An 18,396-nucleotide genomic window follows, 5' to 3' on the forward strand; every position below is an offset into this window, starting at 1 on the left:
CCTCCCGTACCCATCCCGAACACGGAAGATAAGCTCACCAGCGTTTCGGTGAGTACTGGAGTGCGCGAGCCTCTGGGAAATCCGATTCGCCGCCACCATTCATACCTACTTTCAGCCTTCCGGAGAGAGTCATCTCTCTCCGGAGGGCTTTTTGTATTTACGCAGAGTGGCGACGCTGCCCGACAAATACCTACGAACGAATAACTATCGCTCGATAGCGGCCGTCGTGCGCACGTCGGCGACTGACCGGCCGACCTCGACCGTGTAGTGACCGCCGTCGACGGTCCAGCCGCCGTCGTACCGCGAGAGCGCGAGTTCGTCGAGGTCGAGCGTCACCGTGCGTGACTCCCCGGCGTCGAGTCGGACCGGTGCGGCGGCGGCGAACTCTCGCTCCGGGCGGTCGGTTCCCTCGACGGTGGGTGGTCGGACGTACGCCTGGACGACCTCTCGGCCCGGCCGCTCGCTGGTGTTCTCGACGGGCACCTCGACAGTGGCGTCGCCGGTCGCTGTCGCGTCGCCGTACTCGAAGGTCGCGTAGGAGTGGCCGTGGCCGAACGGGTAGGTCGGTCCGTCGTCGGCGGTGTCGAAGTGGCGGTAGCCGACGAAGACGCCCTCGTCGTAGTGTGCCACGTCGTCGATGCCGGGGAACCGACGCTCGTCGCTGGCCGGATAGCTCCCCTCGGGGGCGAACGTGACGGGCAGTCGCCCGCTGGGGTCGCGGTCGCCGTAGAGCACCTCGGCGAGGGCCGCGCCGTCGGCCTGGCCGGGGTACCACTGTTCGACGACGGCGGCCACGTCGTCGCGCCAGGGGGTTTCGACCGGGCCCCCAGTCCGGAGGACGACGACAGTCCGGTCGTTGGCGGCGGCGACGGCCTCGATGAGTTCGTCCTGCCGGCCGGGGAGTGCGAGGCTGTCGCGGTCGCGGGCTTCCGTGGTCGCGTCGCGCACACAGACGACGGCGACATCGGCGTCCTCGGCGGCCGCGACGGCGTCGTCGAGCGACGGTTCCTCGTCGGGGCCGCTGTCGTCGGCTTCGTGGCCGCTGTCGACGAACGGCAGGAGGTCGAACAGCGAGACGTTCTCTATCTCCGGAATCCCGCGCGCGCTCGTCACGGTCCCGTCGGCACGCGCTTCGAGACCGTCGACGGGACTTACCGAGTGGAACGGCGTCGTCTCGGAGGAGCCGCCGCCGCCGAGTTTCGCCGTGTGGACGTGGGGGCCGACGAGCGCCACGTCGGCGTCGTCGGCGAGCGGCAGGACGCCGTCGTTGTCGAGCAGGACGGTCCCGCGGGCGGCGATATCGCGCGCGATGTCGCGGTGGCGTTCGCTGTCGAGTTCGCCGGGCCGGTCGCGGCCGTCGAGCAGGCCGACGCGGGCCATCTGGCCGAGGACGCGTCGAACCATGTCGTCCAGCCGGTCGGCGGGGACCGACCCCTCGTCGATAGCGGCGCCGAGTGGCTCCCCGAAGAGGCCGGCGTGGGTCGCGTCCGGGATGCCGTCGGGCCACTCGAACTCCTCGTCGGGGTCGTCGGGGCCGGCCGGGACCCCGGGCATCTCCACGTCGAGGCCGGCGTTCGCCGCACCGACGGTCGATTCGAGGCCGTACCAGTCCGAGACGGCAAAGCCCGCAAAGCCCCACTCGTCTTTGAGCACGTCGCCGACCAGCCGTCCGTGGTCGCTCATGTGAGTGCCGTTGACGCGGTTGTAGCCGGTCATCACCGAGCCGACGCCGGCCTCGACGGCGGCGCGGAAGGGCGGGAGGTAGAGTTCGCGGAGGGTCCGCTCGTCGACGTCGGCGCTGATTGTCGTCCGGCCCGTCTCCTGGTTGTTGGCGACGAAGTGCTTGACCGTCGCTATCACGTCCTCGGATTCGATGCCGGCGACGAGCGCGCGGCCGAGGTCGCTCGCCAGGACGGGGTCCTCCGAGAGATACTCGAAGTTCCGGCCACAGTGGGGGACACGGACGATGTTGACGCCGGGCGCGAGCAGCACGTCCTGGTCGTGGGCGCGGGCTTCGCGGGCCATCGCCGCCCCCTGCTCGCGCGCGAGGCCGGGGTCGAACGTCGCGGCGGTGGCGAGCGTGGCGGGGAACGCCGTCGCGCGCTCGCCCTCGGCGCGGATGCCGAGGGGGCCGTCGACCAGCCGGAGCGGCGGGATGTCGAGGCGCGGGACGCCGGGGAGATAGCCAGTGGCGCGCGATTCGGGGTCCGGAGCCCCGCGGACGAGCGACAGTTTCTCGGCGCGGGTCAACTCGTCGACGAGTGCGTCGATGTCGGCCATACGATACCGAGGGTGGGTGTGGGGGCGGGAAAGCCGTTTGGGCACGGTCGTCCGGGCGGCACAACTGCTATGCGTGTCTCGCGCGGACCGGCGGTATGGACGCCGAGGGGCTCCCGCCGGAGACTGCCATCGGGCGCGTCGCGCTGACGGTCGGTGACGTGCGCGACGTGGCCGAGTTCTACGAGCGAGTCGTCGGGCTGGCGGTCCACGAGCGACGCGACGGGTCGGCGGTGCTGGGCGACGGGGAGATACCGCTGTTGGAACTCCACGAGGACCGGACCGCGCCCGAGCGCCCCCGGTCAGCAGCCGGCCTCTTCCACACGGCGTTCCGAGTGCCCTCGCGGGGAGCGCTGGGTGACGCGCTGGCGCGTCTCGACGAGCAGTGGCAACTGTCCGGGGCCGCGGACCACCTCGTCAGCGAGGCGCTGTACTGCCGGGACCCCGAGGGAAACGGCGTCGAGATATATCGGGACCGGCCGCGGTCGGCGTGGGAGGAGACGCCGGACGGAGGGGTCCGCATGGCGACGAAGCCACTGGACACGGGCGGCGTTCGGGGGGCGGCGGCCGGCGACGAGATAGTCCCGCTCGGAACCGACGTTGGCCACGTCCATCTGGAGGTGACCGACCTCGACGCCGCCCGCGCGTTCTACGCCGACGCGCTGGGGATGTCCGTCCGGACGACCTACGAGGGGGCGTGCTTCCTCGCGGCGGGCGGGTATCACCACCACGTCGGCGCGAACGTCTGGAACGGGCGGTCGACACCGGCGAGCGGCCGCGGGCTCGAGTGGGTCGAACTCCGCCTGCCGACCGACGCGGGGGTCGCGGCCGCGCGCGAACGACTCGAACGGGCCGGCTACGCCGTCGAGGCGGTCGGCGACGGGGTTCGGGTGACCGACCCGGACGGCATCGACCTCCGCCTGCGCTCGTAACCGGTTGCGTTCGTGTTACCGGTTACTCAAATGGGCCGCCGGCGTTGTGACGCGTATGACCCGCAGTGTCACAGACGAAACTGGGTACCGACCGACCACCGCAACCGACGGGGGAGTCGCATGACCGACGGCCCACACCAGGGTCAGGAGCTGGTCACCGCCGGCACCCCGCTTTCCGAGGCCGAGGCGGCGATGATTCTGGTCCACGGTCGGGGCGCGACGGCCCGGAGCATCGTCGGGATGGGGCAGGAGGTCCACCGCGACGGCGTCGCGCTGCTGGCGCCACAGGCCGCTCGCAACACCTGGTATCCCAACTCCTTCCTCGCGCCCGTCGAACAGAACGAGCCGGGTCGAACATCCGGACTCAGGGCCGTCGGCGACGCCGTCGAGCGAGCGGCCGAGGCCGGTATCGACCGCGAGCGCGTCCTCCTGCTTGGCTTCTCCCAGGGGGCGTGTCTCGCCAGCGAGTTCGTCGCCCGGACCCCCCGTCGGTACGGCGGGCTCGTGGCGCTGTCGGGCGGACTCATCGGCGAGGCGGTCGACCCGACGAGCTACGAGGGGGACATCGAGCGGACGCCGGTGTTCGTCGGCTGTAGCGACGTCGACCCCCACATCCCGCTGGAGCGGGTCGAGGCGACGGCCGAGGCGTTCGAACTGTTGAACGGCGACGTGGACAAGCGCATCTACGAGGGGATGGGCCACGGGGTCAACGAGGACGAACTCGACGCGGTGGCCGACCTGGTCGCCGGGCTGGTCGGATAGGGCTCCGCCGAGGACCTCGAAAATCTCCGGTTTCGGGTTCGCGAGACGGATTCGCCGTCTCGAAGGACCTCCCTGCGGTCGGTTCCGCGCTTTGCCTCCACCGTTCCTCGGGGCCGAAGCCCGGTGCTGCTCCGCGGGTCGCTTCGCTCCGCGCGTCGCTCCGAGGCCTCCCTGCGGTCGGCCTCGCTACTCCATATCCGCGAGCGTCCCGAACTCGTCGACGGGGACGACCGAGTAGTCGATGTTGAGCGTGTCCTTCGTGGCGCGAATCTTGCCCACGAAGGTCGATATCTCTTCGAGCGTCCCTTCCAGAACGAACAGCTCCATACACCGGTGTTCGCCGACGTGGCTGTGGAAGTTCGAGGCGACCAGCCCCTCGTGTTCGTGGCGCAGGTGCATCATCTTCTCCTCGACGGCGGTGGTGTCGTAGTCGAACAGGACGGTGACGATGCCCATCAGCTCCCGGCCCTCCAGTCGCTTGTCCTCGAACTCGCCCAGCAGGTTCCGGCTGGCCTCGCGGATAATCTCGCTGCGGCCGGTGTAGCCGTGTTCCTCGGCAAACTCGTCGATGCGGTCAAGGAGCGATTCGGGCATGGAGACGCTGACGACGGTCATGTATTAACTCAGAGGGCAAATCCTATTAAGGATTATCGAACCGGCCCGCTATCGGTCGAGTTTTCATCGTTGATGGAGGGAAAACTTATAACTAGCTCTCAAGATGGACATAGCAGTATGACAGCGAACGTCGTGACCGACGTAAACCGACCGTACGTTCCGGCTGGCGGGGCGAAGCTGACCGCCGAAATCGAGGTCGAGCCCGGCGAGCAGGAAGTCGAGCCCGTCCGGCATATCGCGCTCTGTATCGACTCCAGCGGGTCGATGTACGAGGCCGGGAACATGGACCGGGCTCGCGGCGGTGCCGAGTGGGTCTTCGGCCTGCTGAACGACGACGACTACGTCTCCATCGTCGCGTTCGACACCGAGGTCGAGGTCGTGCTGGAAGCGACCCGCTGGGGCGACATCTCACGTGAGGACGCCGTCGAGAAGGTCCAGGACATACAGGCCGGCGGCGGGACGGACATGTACCAGGGACTGCAGGCCGCGGCGGACACGCTCCGGGACCTGCCCGCCGACGAGCACACCGCCCGGCGCGTCCTGTTGCTCTCGGACGGCAAGGACAACACCCACGACCCGCCGGAGTTCGAGACGCTCGCCCGCGAGATAGACAGCGCCGGCATCCGCATCAAGTCGGCGGGCATCGGTGAGGACTACCGCAGCGAGACCATCCGGAAGCTCGGCAGCGTCGCCCGCGGCGACTGGACGCACCTGCAGGCGTCGGGCGACATCGAGCAGTTCTTCGGGGACGCAGTCGAGGAGGCCGGCAGCGTCGTCGCCCCCGACGCCGAACTCGAACTCGACGTCGCCGACGGCGTCGAGGTGAGCGAGGTGTACCGCGCCCTGCCCCAGACACAGGAGGTCACACCGGAGTGGCACGAAAACAGCGCCGTCGTCAAACTGCCGGACCTGCTCGACCGGGAGACCCAGCGGGTGGTCCTGAAGGTCCACGCGCCGGCGCGGCCACTGGGCGAACACGGCCTCGCGGACGTGACGCTCACCGCGGGCGGCGAGACGGCGACGGCGACCCTCTCGGTGGAGTACACCGACGACGAGGAGCTACTCGGCCAGCACAACGAGGCCATCGACATCGACCACAAGCAGACCGTCATACAGACCGAACTGGGCAAGGGCAACGTCGCCGAGGCACAGACCCAGATAGAGCAGATGACCCGTATCCACGGCGCCGAGACGGAGGCGGTCAAGTCCGCGGAGCGCCAGACCCAGATAGTCATGGAGGGCGGCCGGGAGGAGCAGAGCCGCGCCACCAAGATAGTCACCGACGAGGGTATCCAGAAGTGACGGCGCCGCGCGCGCGGGTCGAGACCGTCGGTCACGGGACCTGAGCGATGCCGTGGGAACCCGAGGCGGACGACGTAATCGCGGGCCGCTACGAACTCGAGGAGTTTCTCGGCCAGGGCGGGTTCGCCAAGGCCTACCGGGCACTGGACCGGACAACGGGCGAAACGGTCGTGGTGAAACACCCGAACTACACCGGGTCACAGAACGACCAGTCCGTCATCGAGGAGTACTTCGAGAAGGAGGCCGAGACGCTGCAGCGCATCGCCGCCGCGGGCGGACACGAGTACGTGATGGACCTGTACGATACCGTCCGCGAGCGGGACATCCCGTTCCTGGTGGTCGAACTGGTCGAGGGTGAGGAGATAGATACGGCCATAGAGAAGTACAACGCGCCGATGACCGACGACGACCAGGTCCGGCAGGTCGGTATCAAACTCGCCGACGCGATGGGTTTTCTCCACGAAAACGAGATCGTCTACCGGGACCTGAAACCCGAGAACGTGATGCTCGCCGAGGACGGCACCCCGACACTCATCGACTTCAACACGGCGACGGGGTTCGATTCGACGGGCGACCCCTCGACGGGGAACCAGGGGACGACGATACTCGGGCCGTTCAAGCCTCGGGAGGTGGCCGAGGCCAGTCGGACGGACGTCCGCCAGGGCCCGTGGTCGGACGTCTACTCCATCGGGAAGATTCTCCTCTATCTGCTGAAGGGGTCGGTCCCGAAGAAAGACGGCGTCAACCCGCACGACTTCGGGGCCGAGTGTGCCGACTACCTGGCCGAGATCGTCGAGCGGGCGACCCAGTCGGACTACCGCCACCGCTACCGGAACGCCACCGTCCTGCGGGACGTACTCGAAGCGAGAGACCCGACGCCACCCTCCACCGCCACGATACGGTACAGCCAGACGGGACAGGAGTTCCCCGTCGAACCGGGCGACACGCTCGGGCGCGAAGGGGCCGACGGACCGGCGGCCTCTATCACCATCGAGGACCCACAGGGAGACCACATCTCGTCGGTCCAGATACAGTTCGAGAAGGCCGGCGACGCGTGGTATCTGGTCGACAAGAGCCTCAACGGGACGTACGTCCAGCGGGGGTCAGGGTGGAAGTGGGTGCTAAGCGGCGACGGCCGCGAACGACTCAAGGAGAAAGGCGAGGACCACACGGACCGCCACGGCGAGGAGCCGCCGGAGTCGATGCAGCTCAACGACGGCGATTTCATCGCGCTCGTCCACCCGACCTACGGGGTCAATCTCACGTTCGAGGCGGAGTAACAATGCGATACACGACAAACTACGACATCGGCGACCGGAAGCGCGGACAGGGAATCAACGAGGACAGCCTCTCGGTGACTATCTTCGAACAGGGCCACCGCGAGGGCTATCTGGGACAGACGCGCCCGCCCCGGATACGTGTGCGGACTGACGACGAGGCTGTGGAGACGGACGAGGCGGCCCCGGACAGTGAGGGGGACGAGGCGGCCCCGGACAGTGAGGGGGACGAGTCGGAGGCCGAGGACGGAGACGCGGTCGACACGGACGACGAAGCGGGCGCAGAACCGGCGGACGTGGCCGCGGCCATCGACGAGGCCGAGACCGACGCGGCCGGGCGTGTTGCGGCCGACGATGCAGGTGAGACCGTCGACAACGGGGACAGCGACGCGACCGACCCGACCTCCGAGGACGCCGACGGGGCCGACGAGAGCGAGGTGGAGCGGCCGGATATGCCGGCCAACCGTTCAGCCGGCGTCTTCGTGCTCGCCGACGGCGCGGGAGGGCACGACGCCGGCGACGTGGCCTCCTACATCGCGACGACCGTCGTCGCGGAGAACCTCGCGCCGGTCGCCATCCACGCGGCGCGGAGCCACCCCGACGAGTTCGACATCGACATCAGCCCGGACGTGCTCCCGGAGCCACTCGGTCCCGAGGACATCCAGACCGGGCTGGAGAACGCCATTATCAAGGCCCACCGCGAGATCATCCGCTACGCCAGCGACTCGGGGACCCAGTCGTACACCACCGTGGTCGCGGGGGTCTTCGCCGACGGGCGACTCCACCTGGGCTGGGTCGGCGACAGCCGCGCGTACCTCGTCAACGAGGCCCGCGAGGAAATCGTCCGGCTCACCAAGGACCACGCCGTCGTCGAGGAGTGGGAAGACCAGGGCGAGATAGACGACGTCGAGGCCCACGTCCACCCGGACGGGAACCAGATAACGCGGGCGCTTGGCGGCTCGGGCCACGAGGACCCCGACCGCGCGATGGTCGAGGTCGACACCCGCTCGGTCCGGCTGTTCGCCGAGGACACCGTGCTGGCGACCAGCGACGGGCTCATCGACGCCCAGACCGACGCGCCACGGCTCTACCAGGAGTACGTCGAGTCCGACCGCTCCGCGGAGATGGCCGAGGCGGTCCTCGAGGCGGTCGTCACGGACGAGGAGATACGCGACGTCTTGCTCTCGGCGGACTCGCTGGACGACGCGGCGACCGACTACGTCACGCTGGCGAACGAGCGCGGCGGGAAAGACAACGTCTCGGTGTTGCTGTTCGAGGACGAGACGCTGCCATCGACGCCCAGCGGCGGGGTCCCGGTCCGGGCGGCCGACCCCGACGTCGACCTCTCAGAGCGTGATACTGTCATCATCACTGAAGACTGACGGGGGAAATGTTTTATTTCTCCCCGGTAAAGCCGCTCATGAAGGACTATGTCAGACGCGAGCACAACGCAATCAGTCGAATGTCCTATCTGTGGGGACGAGTTCGACCCGACGGTAGCCGGCGGGTGGTGTACCAACACGGAGTGCGGTGAGTGGCAGTACACCGAGGACAGCACCGAACCCGAGACGACGGCGGCGGACGACGCCGAGGCGGAGGATGCGGAGTCGGACGACGGCGGCTTCGTCTCCCCGGCCGAAGACGACGACGTGGACGCGGAGCCTGTCGACCTCTTCGACGATTCTGCCGACGCGGACGCCGAGGCGGACGCAGCCGACGACGCGTTCGGCGCGGTCGAGGACGACGTCGAAGAGGGGTCCGCCGACGCCGAGGAAGCCGACGAGTCCGCCGACGCCGAGGAAGCCGACGAGTCCGCCGACGCCGAGGAAGCCGACGAGTCCGCCGACGCCGAGGAAGCCGACGCGACCGAGGAAGTTGCCGAAGTCGACGCCGACGCTGCGGCGGTCGAGGACACCGGAGAGGCTGCAGCGGTCGAGGCGGCTGCCGAAGCAGAACCGGCCGGGGACGACGAGGACGCCGCCGAGGCGGCCGACACCATCGACTGTCCGGACTGCGGGGTCGAACTCGACGCCGACGCCAACTTCTGTGTCGACTGTGGGGCGGACGTCTCGGGGGTCACGCCGGGCGCGGACGAACTCGACGCCTGTCCCGGCTGCGGGACCGACGTCGAACCGGCGGACAACTTCTGTGTGAACTGCGGTGAGGACCTCGCCGCCCACCGCGAGGGCGACGCCGGCGAGCCAGACGACGCTATCGACGCGCCCGAAGCCAGCGACGACGAGGCCGGGGTCACCGAGTCGCTCGTCCTGACGGTCGAGGGACGCGAGATACACGTCGACGACGGCGACACGGTCGGTCGCGAGATTCGCGCCGCGCTCACCGAGGCGGGGCGACCGGACGAAGAGGCGGTCCGGATCCACCGCGAACACGTGCGGTTCGTCCGGGAAGACGACAGCTTCTACCTGCTCGACCTGGGCGACAACCCCACGCAGCTCAACGGGCGGACGCTGAAGAAAGGCGACCGGGAGCCGGTCGCGCCGGGCGACGAACTCGAACTCTCGGGCGTCGCCTCCGTCTCCGTACAGGCGCCGTGAGCCACACGAATTAAGCACCCACAGGGAAACAGCCACGTAATGTCGGACCGCCCCCCTGCCGCGGAACTGCGACGCTCCGTCGCCGTGCTCGCTACCGAGTGGTGGCTCGCCGCCGGCGGTCTCGCCGGCTACCTGTGCTACGGCCTGTGGGTGGTCGGGACCGGGCTGGCGCTCGGTGCGCTCCCGCCCGGACTCGCCGCTACGACCGTCACGACCGTCGGTTCGACGCCGGTGACCGGGCTGGTCGTCTTCGCTGCGGTCGCGTGGTTGCTCGCGCCCGCCGCGGCCGCCGCGTGGCTGCTCGACCGGCAGCTCTCGAACGTGAACGGGAACCTCGTGAGCCAGTACCGCATCGACCACCCCGGTGTCCTGCCCGCGCCATCGGGGGTCCTGATGCTGGTCGTCGCCGCCGTCGCCGTCGCCGTCGGACCGCGTCCGCCCGTCCTCGCGGTGATGGCCGTCGCGGGCGTCCACCTGCTCGTCAGGACCATCGCCTTCGGTCGCCGCGTCTACAGCGTCTCCCCGAAACCGCTGTTCTCGGTGCTCTCGGGAGTGAGTGGGCTGGCCCTCGCGGCCGCGTGGCTCGTCCACGCGCCGGGACTGCCCGGGACGGTCGGCGAGCAAGCGGCGGCCGCGGGCGTCGGCAGTGTGGTCGAGACGGGACTCGGCCTCGCGGGCGTCGGTTCGGGGACGGCCCTCGGTGTGCTGGTCGCCGTCCCGGCGCTGCTCTCGGGACTGTATCTCGTCGTCCAGACGGTCGTCGCCCGACGGGTCCGCGCGCAGGCCCCGCTCGCGAACCCGGTCAAGCGGGCCGAGCAGCGCTACCCAATCATGCCGCCGGTCGCCGACAGCTCCCGGCCCGGCCCGCCGTCGCCGAACGGGTCGTCCCAGTCCGCAGCGTCCACGGCGTCGTCCGAATCCGAGTCGCCGGACGAGCGGGCGACAGACGACGCCGGAGACACGACCGGGGACACCGACGACGCTTCCGAAGTGACGACCGACGACAGTTCACACACCCGCGTGTTCACCACCGACGAACCGATTCCCGACGGCGACGACGCGACGGCGACAGTCGCGGGCGACGCCCAGGAGGACGAGGAGGACGACGGCTGGATAGACGACACCGCCATCTTCTCGCCGGAGGGAGCCAGCAGCTCCGACGACGAGTGTGGCGCCTGCGGCGAGGAGATTCCCCGCGAGTCGGTGACGTTCTGCCCGAACTGCGGCGAGCGAATCCGGCGCTAACGGAGTCCGGTTTGGCCGCGGGTCAGGCCGACCGGCCGTGGTATTCGATACCAGATATACAATATACTTAATATATGCCCACGTGAAGATTTGGATACGTCAGCGACGCTGACGCGGTGTCTCAGATGACGCACGCCACTCCGACCCACGACGTACCCGCCGCCCGCGCCGAGCGGGTGGTCCTCGAAGCCGGTTGCACGACCGGCCTCGGCGGGGACGCTCCTGTGGGTCGGGCTGCCGTGGCGCTTATCCGTCGGCTCCCGGCCGCTGCATAAGGCACCGACCCGTGGGACGGCGTCACCCGACGCCCACTGCGGCGAGGTATCGTTCTCCGCTGGCCACCCCACAGTGGTCAGCACGCCGGCGGGCTCGACTGGCGAGCACCGGCCCGGTTCGACTCCGGCCGCCGACCTATGTCGCTCCACGCGACTACCACCGTCGAGGCATCGGCCGACGTCTCCCTGCGGGTTCCCCGCGGCGGGACCGAAGACCTCACCAGCGGCGTCGCCGGTGTCCTCGCCGCTATCGACGGGGTCGTGGAAGTAGCCGTCGAACGGGTGACGAGCGTTCGCCCGGGGCACACGGACATCCGCGTCGACACCGACGTCACCGTGGTCCTCGAACTGCCGGCGGCGGCCGCCGACGCTCCGCCCGAGACGGACCTGGGCGAGGGTGTCGCGGCGCGACTCGTCGACGGGTTCGGCATCACGGCAGTCAACGCGGTCGAACGCGTCGCCCTCGTCGAAGAATAGGTCGGGCGCTCAGATGTCCAGTTCGACGGGCTCCTCGTCGGACTCGTCGGCCCGGTCGGGGTCGTCTCCCGCTTCGTCTTCGTCCTCGGCGAGCTGGCCGGCCAGCAGTCCCGTGACGCCGGTGACCAGCATCCCGAGCCCGGAGATGCGGGTCGAGCGGACGTACCAGTCCTTGGGTTCGAGGTCGCCGGGGTTCTCGTAGCCGCGAAGCAGGAGCTTCCCGTTCAGTTTGATGGCCTGCTTCGGGAGAAAGACCGCGAGCAGTCCGTGCACGACCATCCACGCGTAGCCGGCCGGGAGGAGGCGCTGTATCATCACGCGACAGTTCGCTCCCCAGGAACGTGAACCCTTGGCTTCCCGGGGCTCATACTGGTGGCTGTGTGGCCGCAAAGATATTCGCCGCCCCGTGGTGGCGAAGTACGTCAGTTTGGTACAGCCACCAGTATCACTCGCCGTCGGTCCACATCGCGTCCGAGAGGGTCCGCTGGACGGCCTCCTCGCCGACGGCCTGGGCAAGCGTCTCGAAGCCGCTGCGCTCGACGGGGTCGCCGGCGTTGGCGACCAGTCGGGAGACGATAAACTCCGGCGTGGACTTGCCCACGGTGCCAAAGCGGGGCTGGTAGTCGACGCGCAGTTCGAGGTCCGGGTCCAGTCCCTCGGCGAAGATGCCGTCCGTCCGGGCGACCTCGGGCAGCGGCTCCAGGTCCGCGGCGAGATGCGTGACGAACACGCCCAGGGCGCCCCGGTCGACCGTCAGCGTCACGAGGCCGTGCAACAGGTTCGCGGCCGACCCCGGCTCCGTGATGGCCTCGAACTCGTCGACGAGCATCAGCGTGCGGTCGTCGCCCGAAAGCGGCGGGACGACCGAGCGCAGCGTCGATTCGAGCACCCCGGCGTTGAAGGAGGCGTGCCGGCGGTGAAAGACCACGGTGTCGACGACGCCGACCTCGGCGGCCTCGGCGGGGACGGGTAGCCCCATCTGGGCGAGCAGTTGTACCTGACAGAGCGTCTCCAGCAGGGTGGTCTTCCCGCCGGAGTTGGCCCCGGTCAGGACGGCCACGCGGTCGCCGCTTGGCGGCGCGTTGGCCCGTTCGACGTCGAGCGTGTGGTCGCCGATGGCGTAGGTGACGGGCTGGACGCCGTCGGCGTCGGACAGCGCGAGGTTGCGCGCCCGCTTGACGGCGACGGTGTCGCGGTCGACGAAGGTCGGTCGCCGGAGGTCGTAGGCCAGCGCGAAGCGGGCGAGCGACACCGAGAGCGCGAGGTCGCCGACGGCGCTGACGGCCGCGTCGATGGTCGGGCGCGCGTCGTCGAGGGCCTCGCTCAGTTCGTCGGCGACGGTCGCTTCTCGCTCCTCGACGGCGGTCCGCAGCGACCGGCGCAGTTCGCGGAGCGCGGCGTCGACGAAGTCCCGCGCGTCGGTCGCGCCGTCGGGCAACGCATCCCGGACCCGCGTCCCGTCGATACCCGTCTCACCGGTGACGTGCCGGACCAGGGCGTCCTGGAACTCGTCGGGCCGACCGGCGCTGTCCCGAATCGCCTCGACCACGTCGGGCGTCGACGCGGCGAGGTCCTCGACCTGCCCGAGTCGCTCGCGGAGCCTGTCCAGTTCGTCGTCGGCCCCCTCGCCGACGCGGTCGCCCTCGCCTGCCAGTCCGGCCAGCGCAGCGCGGGCGTCCTCCAGGGCGTCGGTGTCGAGGGCGGCGACCCGTTCGAAGACGCCGTCGTCGACGCCGGTGGCCTGCAGCGCGAGCACCGTCTCGACGGCTGCTCGCTCGCCGCCCGCGTCGTGGTCGGAGAAGGCGGCCAGGACCGCCCGGCGGTCGGACTCGCCGAGGTCGGCCCACGTGTCTCTCGCTGCCAGCACGTCGTCCAGCCGCTCGGTCATCCGCCCGCGGGTGGGGAGCGGCGTCAACACGCGGACGCGGTCGGCCGCGTCGTCGGTGACGGCGTACTCCTCGGCGAGGTCCAGCAGTTCCTTGTACACGTCGCGGGTGTCCCGGGTGGCGAGCAGGTCCATCGACTTGGCGCCGGTCGCCCGGCGGAGGATACGCGTCGCCCGACCGCGCGAGAGCCCCGCCGAGGTGAGCGTTCGCGTGTCCGCCGATTCGATGGCCGCGATGGCCCGCTCGACGCCGAGTTCCTCGGTCAGTAGCTCGGACGTCTTCGGGCCGATTCCCCAGTACTCCTCCAGTCGCATGGGCGAGCCGACGGGTGGCCCCGATTTAGCCGTGGCGGATGCCGACTCACCCGCCACTCGGCGTCGACTGGACGGCCTGCAGGTCCTGCCACCGGACCCGCCCGCGGTCGACGATGGTCCGGGGCGCCAGCGCGGGGTCGGTGAGCGTCACGCGGGCGAGGCCGGCCGGGCCGACCCGCGGTTCGGGCAGCGCTGACGGGTCCGCGGTCTCGAACGGCGCGCTCGTCTGGTCGCCGACGACGACTCGCATCGCCATCCCGTAGACCTCGTGGGGCGAACAGAGCACGTCGTAGACGCCGGGGACGTCGAGACTCAGGAGCCACGTGTCGGGGGCCGCCTGGCCGCCGCCAGTCTCCGACGGCGGCTGGACCTGGTCGTCCGGGATGGTCTCCGGTCGCCAGCCCAGCAGCGGCGAGGTGAACGGGCCGACGCCGGTCGGCACCCGCCGGTACATCCCGAACGCCGGGTGGTAGCTGACGACGTTGTGGTCCGGCGTCTCGAAGACGAACCGAAGCACGTCGCCCGGCCGGACGCGGAGGCCGGTGGGCTGGTAGAAGAAGTCCGCCGGCCGGTCGCCCGTCGGGGGCGTCGAGATGAGCGTTCGCACCTCGTGGACTCGCCTCCCGGTGCGCCCCCGCTGCGCTGTCTCGCCCCCGGTCTGTGCCGCGACGGTGCCGCCAAGTCCAGAAAGCGCCGCGCCGGCCCCGACGGTCCGGAGCAGGTCGCGCCGCGTGGCGTCGAGTGAGAGCTGTCCCATACGGACGCGTACGACCGCCGGACAGTTGTGTCATGTTACCAGATGCCAAACTGTGGTCACCAGGACCGGCCGGCCCGACGATTCAAGCCCCTGGCACCGGAACGGGGGGACATGGACGAGGGGAGCGAGGATGGCACCGCGACGAGCGACAAGGCGGGCGCGGCCGACGCGCTCGACTGCCCGGCCTGTGGTGCCGCCCTCCAGCGAGCGGCCCCGACCTGTCCCGAATGTGGCGAGCAGTTGGTCTCCGACGAGGTGGCCGACCTGCTCGACGAGCGGATGGCCGCCGCCTTCGAGAGCGGCCGTGATACCACACCCCGCTGGGCCGTCGTGCTGACCGGCCTGGCACTGGGTATCGCCGTCGCCCCGCTGGTGGTCTATGCCGCCGTCATCGCCGCCGGCGACCTCCCGCCGGTCGTCCTCGTCGGGCTGGGGCTGGCGGGCTGGCTGCTGCCCGCGGCCGCGCTCTCGCGGCTCCCGAACCCGAGTGCGGTGCTCTCGCGGGGGCTGTATCTCGTCGTCGCCGGTATCGGCGCGGTGGTCCTCGCGGTGGGCTACGACGCGGTGTCGCCGGGCTCGTCGGCGGTCTCGGGCGACGTGGGCCTCGTCGTCGGGGCGCTCGCGCTCCCCGCGATGCTCGCGCTACTGCTGGCTCGCCGCGTCGCGGGGCGGGCGGCCCGACAGGCACGCGGCGAGCCGGGGCCGCTCCACGAGCGGGCCGGTATCGAGGTCGACGACGACGAGTAGCGACGCTCCGGCGCTCGTTCGCGCCTTCGACCTTCGCGAAGCCTGCGGCTTCGCTCAGTCCCGACAGACTCCCTTCGGTCGTCTGTCGACCGTCGCAGAGCTTCGCTCTGCTCAATCCCAGAACGACTGGGTCCGCGCGTATTCGCGCTCCTGTCTGAGAATGTCCCGGTAGAACTCGTCTTCGTCCTCGCGCAGGCGATTGATGATGCGGGCGGCGTTGTGGGGCCCGACGCCGCGGGCCGCGAGCGCGATAACGGCCTGCTTGCCGTGGGTCTGGACGAGCGACCCCGAGCGGTAGGCCCGTTCGGTCATCTTCTCCTGTTCGTCGTCCTTCTCGTCGGTTCGGACCGCCGTGACCATCTCGTCGGCCCACGGGTTCAGCGCGGCCACGCGGGTCGAGCCACACTCGGGACACTCCGGCTGGTCGCGGACGCGGCCGACCTGCTGGCGTCGGTCCCACTCCTTGCAGTGCAGGCACATGAGGATGACGCGGTCGCTCTGGATGCGCTCGCGCACCGTCTGGATGACGGAGGCGTCGGCGTTCTCCGGCGAGAGCAGTTCCCGGCCAGCGGAGCGGCCGCCGCTCCCGACGGGCGTGCGCTCGCTGACCGTCTCCAGGGCGACGGCGCCGGACTGGAGGTCGGCCAGCAGGGCGGCCGTCTCGGCGATAGCGAGGTCCTCGTGGCGGACCTCCCGCAGCGCCTCCTCGTACATGGGGGTGTCCTCCAGGGCGGCCAGCAGTCGGTCGCGGCCGAAGTCGGTCGAGCCACGGCCGCGCCAGCGCTTCAGCGAGCCGAACTTCGTGGCGACCTGCGCGAGCTTGAACTTCAGCGCGTCGGCGTTCTTGAGACTCAACTCCACCAGCGCGGCGAGGTGGTCCGGGTCGGTCTCTTCTAAGACTTCGATGACGTCGCCGGCGGTGATGGCCCGCGGAAGCTCAAGTTCGACGCGGTAGGGGTCTACCTCCATCGCCACCGAGGAGCCGGCCCGCTGGCCCAGTAGGGCCGACAGCACGCGGCCGAGCGTCTCGTTTATCTTGTGGCCCTGGCAGGCGTTGACCACGACCTCGCGGCCGTGGAACTCGACGAGGACGGTGGTCTCGTCGGGAATCGGGGCCTCGTGGCCGTCCAGTTGCGAGAGGCCGTCCGCGACGGTGTCGGCGTCGGCGTCGTAGCGGGCGGCGACGTGGCTCGCGACCGAGTCGACGGGTGCGCCATCTTGTAGTTGGCTGCCAGCGACGCGCCGCAACTCGCCGACCTCTTGTGCGACGGCCTTCGGAACCGGAATCTCCGACCCCGTCCAGGAGGGCACTTCGCCGGCGGGGTCCTCGATGGGCGAGACGGTGACGGTCTCTTCCTCCTCGTCGATGGTCGTGATGCGCCACATCTCGCCGCGCTGGACGAACACCTCTCCCGGCGTGGCGAAGTTGACGACGAACCGCTCGTCTAAGGTCCCGACCTGTTTGCCCGATGCCACGTCCTCCACGTCGTAGGTCGCCTCGTCGGGAATCATCGAGAGATTCTGATAGAAGTACTGCCACGTGCCCCGGCGTTTCTCCAGTCGGTCGCGGTCCTCGTCCAGCCAGACGACGTTGTTCCGGGCGAGTTCGCGCACGACGGCCTTGAACTGCTCCTCGTCGAGGTCACGGAACGGATAGGCGCGGGTCAGTATCTCGTAGGCCGCCATGGCCCGTATCTCCCCGGTGTCCATCACCAGCCCGGCTATCTGGTTGGCGACGGTGTCGAGGCTCCCGTCGTGGATGCCAGCGGGTTCGACCTCGCCGGCGCGGGCCTGTCTGGCGATAGCCAGCGCTTCGAGCGTGTCGTCGGCGTGGGTCGTGACGACGGTGCCCGAGGAGACCCGGTCCCGGCGGTGGCCGGCGCGGCCGACCCGCTGGACGAGTCGCGAGACCTGTCTCGGACTGCCGTACTGGACGACGTGGTCCACCCGGCCCACGTCGATACCCAGTTCCATCGAGGAGGTACAGAGCAGGGCGTCGAGTTCGCCAGCCTTGAACCCGTCTTCGACCTCGATTCGGGCCTCCTTCGAGAGCGAACCGTGGTGGACCCCGAGATTCGTCCCGAGTTCCTTGAACCGGGAGCCCAGTGCCTCGGCGGTCTGGCGCGTGTTGACGAACACCAGCACGGAGTCGTGGTCGGTTATCAGGTCGTCGATGAAGCGGACGTGACTGGCCGTCTCGGCGTCGGTGACGAGTTCGCTGGAGAGGCGTTCGTCGCGGTCGGTGACTCGTGGGCGGACGACGGACACGTCGAGGCGACTCCCGATGTCGACTTCCACTATCGAGCAGGGACGCCCGCCCGTGAGGAACTGGCCGACGGCGTCGGGGTCACCGACCGTCGCCGAGAGGCCGACGCGCTGGAACTCGCCGGCCACCTCGCGCAGGCGTTCGAGGCCGACCGTCAGCTGGGCGCCCCGTTTGGCCGCGGCGAGTTCGTGGACCTCGTCGACGACGACGTGTTCGACGTCTTCCAGGGCGACCCGCAGCTTCGACCCGGTGAGCATCGCCTGCAGCGTCTCCGGCGTGGTGACGAGCACGTCGGGCGGGTCGTTGGCCTGCTTGCTCCGCCGGTAGTCGGTCGTGTCGCCGTGGCGCACGTCGACGTCGAGGCCGAGCGTCTCGCCCCACCACTCCAGGCGCTCGCGCATGTCGCGGTTGAGCGCGCGAAGCGGCGTGATGTACAGCGCGCCGATGCCAAAGCGGTCGTCGGCCGCTGTCAGCGAATCGAGGACGGGCAACATCGCCGTCTCGGTCTTGCCCGTGCCGGTCGGTGCGACGACGAGGGCGTCCCGACCGCTGGCGAGGGTGGGGATAGCCTTTCGCTGTGGCTCGGTCGGCGTCGCAAAGCCCCGCTCGGAGAGCGCCGCTCTGACGTCGTCGCCCAGTTCGGTGAAGGCGTCCCGTCTCTCCGTCGCCCCGTCGCTCATCGGTACGCCGTAACTGCTACAACCGGTTA

The 18,396-nt window shown here is 69.8% G+C and carries 15 protein-coding genes and 1 rRNA gene; 10 read left to right on the plus strand and 6 right to left on the minus strand.

The genetic code is table 11. The features are described 5' to 3' along the window. A 5S ribosomal RNA gene (gene rrf / locus NDI86_RS12000) occupies positions 1–98 on the plus strand; the annotation flags it as partial. 106 nt (positions 99–204) lie between these two features. Here rrf and NDI86_RS12005 read toward each other — a convergent pair. Further along, positions 205–2,280, minus strand: coding sequence for a beta-glucosidase (locus tag NDI86_RS12005; protein ID WP_310900677.1), 2,076 nt, complete (start codon positions 2,278–2,280; stop codon positions 205–207). Positions 2,281–2,375: 95 nt separating this feature from the next. Here NDI86_RS12005 and NDI86_RS12010 point away from each other — a divergent pair, with 95 nt between their 5' ends. Both NDI86_RS12010 and NDI86_RS12015 read left to right on the plus strand, forming a co-directional pair. Next, entirely contained in the window at positions 2,376–3,209 is an 834-nt protein-coding gene (locus tag NDI86_RS12010) for a VOC family protein (protein ID WP_310900678.1), read from the plus strand. 120 nt (positions 3,210–3,329) lie between these two features. Continuing rightward, on the plus strand, positions 3,330–3,971 hold the full coding sequence (locus tag NDI86_RS12015) for an alpha/beta hydrolase (RefSeq protein WP_310900679.1): 642 nt from the start codon (positions 3,330–3,332) through the stop codon (positions 3,969–3,971). 186 nt (positions 3,972–4,157) lie between these two features. Here NDI86_RS12015 and NDI86_RS12020 read toward each other — a convergent pair whose 3' ends face one another. After that, positions 4,158–4,586, minus strand: coding sequence for a CopG family ribbon-helix-helix protein (locus NDI86_RS12020; protein WP_310900680.1), 429 nt, complete (start codon positions 4,584–4,586; stop codon positions 4,158–4,160). A gap of 117 nt (positions 4,587–4,703) precedes the next feature. Here NDI86_RS12020 and NDI86_RS12025 point away from each other — a divergent pair, with 117 nt between their 5' ends. The 6 genes from NDI86_RS12025 (at position 4,704) to NDI86_RS12050 (ending at position 11,717) form a co-directional block, all read left to right on the plus strand. Beyond that, the gene (locus NDI86_RS12025; protein ID WP_310900681.1) at positions 4,704–5,888 is read left to right on the plus strand and encodes a vWA domain-containing protein; all 1,185 of its coding nucleotides are present in this window, start codon (positions 4,704–4,706) and stop codon (positions 5,886–5,888) included. Positions 5,889–5,935: 47 nt separating this feature from the next. Then, positions 5,936–7,168, plus strand: a complete 1,233-nt coding sequence (locus NDI86_RS12030; RefSeq protein ID WP_310900682.1) for an FHA domain-containing serine/threonine-protein kinase — start codon at positions 5,936–5,938, stop codon at positions 7,166–7,168. A 2-nt stretch (positions 7,169–7,170) separates the two neighbouring features. Beyond that, a complete protein-coding gene (locus NDI86_RS12035) occupies positions 7,171–8,547 on the plus strand; it encodes a PP2C family protein-serine/threonine phosphatase (protein WP_310900683.1) in 1,377 nt (458 codons plus the stop codon). 48 nt (positions 8,548–8,595) lie between these two features. After that, positions 8,596–9,720 carry a double zinc ribbon domain-containing protein gene (locus tag NDI86_RS12040; RefSeq protein WP_310900684.1) on the plus strand — a complete coding sequence of 375 codons (1,125 nt, stop codon included), beginning with the start codon at positions 8,596–8,598 and terminating at the stop codon, positions 9,718–9,720. A gap of 39 nt (positions 9,721–9,759) precedes the next feature. Then, positions 9,760–10,965 carry a zinc ribbon domain-containing protein gene (locus NDI86_RS12045; RefSeq protein WP_310900685.1) on the plus strand — a complete coding sequence of 402 codons (1,206 nt, stop codon included), beginning with the start codon at positions 9,760–9,762 and terminating at the stop codon, positions 10,963–10,965. Between the two features lie 413 nt (positions 10,966–11,378). Further along, the gene (locus NDI86_RS12050) at positions 11,379–11,717 is read left to right on the plus strand and encodes a hypothetical protein (protein ID WP_310900686.1); all 339 of its coding nucleotides are present in this window, start codon (positions 11,379–11,381) and stop codon (positions 11,715–11,717) included. A 9-nt stretch (positions 11,718–11,726) separates the two neighbouring features. Here NDI86_RS12050 and NDI86_RS12055 read toward each other — a convergent pair whose 3' ends face one another. From NDI86_RS12055 to NDI86_RS12065, 3 genes are all read right to left on the minus strand, one after another. Then, complete coding sequence (locus NDI86_RS12055; RefSeq protein ID WP_310900687.1) at positions 11,727–12,032, minus strand: DUF6199 family natural product biosynthesis protein; 306 nt, start codon at positions 12,030–12,032, stop codon at positions 11,727–11,729. Between the two features lie 130 nt (positions 12,033–12,162). Then, the gene (locus NDI86_RS12060) at positions 12,163–13,917 is read right to left on the minus strand and encodes a MutS-related protein (protein ID WP_310900688.1); all 1,755 of its coding nucleotides are present in this window, start codon (positions 13,915–13,917) and stop codon (positions 12,163–12,165) included. A 46-nt stretch (positions 13,918–13,963) separates the two neighbouring features. Next, positions 13,964–14,674, minus strand: coding sequence for a cupredoxin domain-containing protein (locus tag NDI86_RS12065; protein WP_310900689.1), 711 nt, complete (start codon positions 14,672–14,674; stop codon positions 13,964–13,966). 111 nt (positions 14,675–14,785) lie between these two features. Between NDI86_RS12065 and NDI86_RS12070 the strand changes: the two genes are divergently transcribed. After that, positions 14,786–15,421 carry a zinc ribbon domain-containing protein gene (locus NDI86_RS12070; RefSeq protein ID WP_310900690.1) on the plus strand — a complete coding sequence of 212 codons (636 nt, stop codon included), beginning with the start codon at positions 14,786–14,788 and terminating at the stop codon, positions 15,419–15,421. Positions 15,422–15,532: 111 nt separating this feature from the next. On the opposite strand, the gene NDI86_RS12075 is transcribed toward NDI86_RS12070, so the two are convergent. Next, positions 15,533–18,367: a DEAD/DEAH box helicase gene (locus NDI86_RS12075; protein WP_310900691.1), complete on the minus strand. Its 2,835-nt coding sequence runs from the start codon at positions 18,365–18,367 to the stop codon at positions 15,533–15,535. Between the last annotated feature and the right edge of the window lie 29 nt (positions 18,368–18,396).

This window comes from Haloarcula onubensis (assembly GCF_031624605.1).
GTDB lineage: Archaea > Halobacteriota > Halobacteria > Halobacteriales > Haloarculaceae > Haloarcula > Haloarcula onubensis.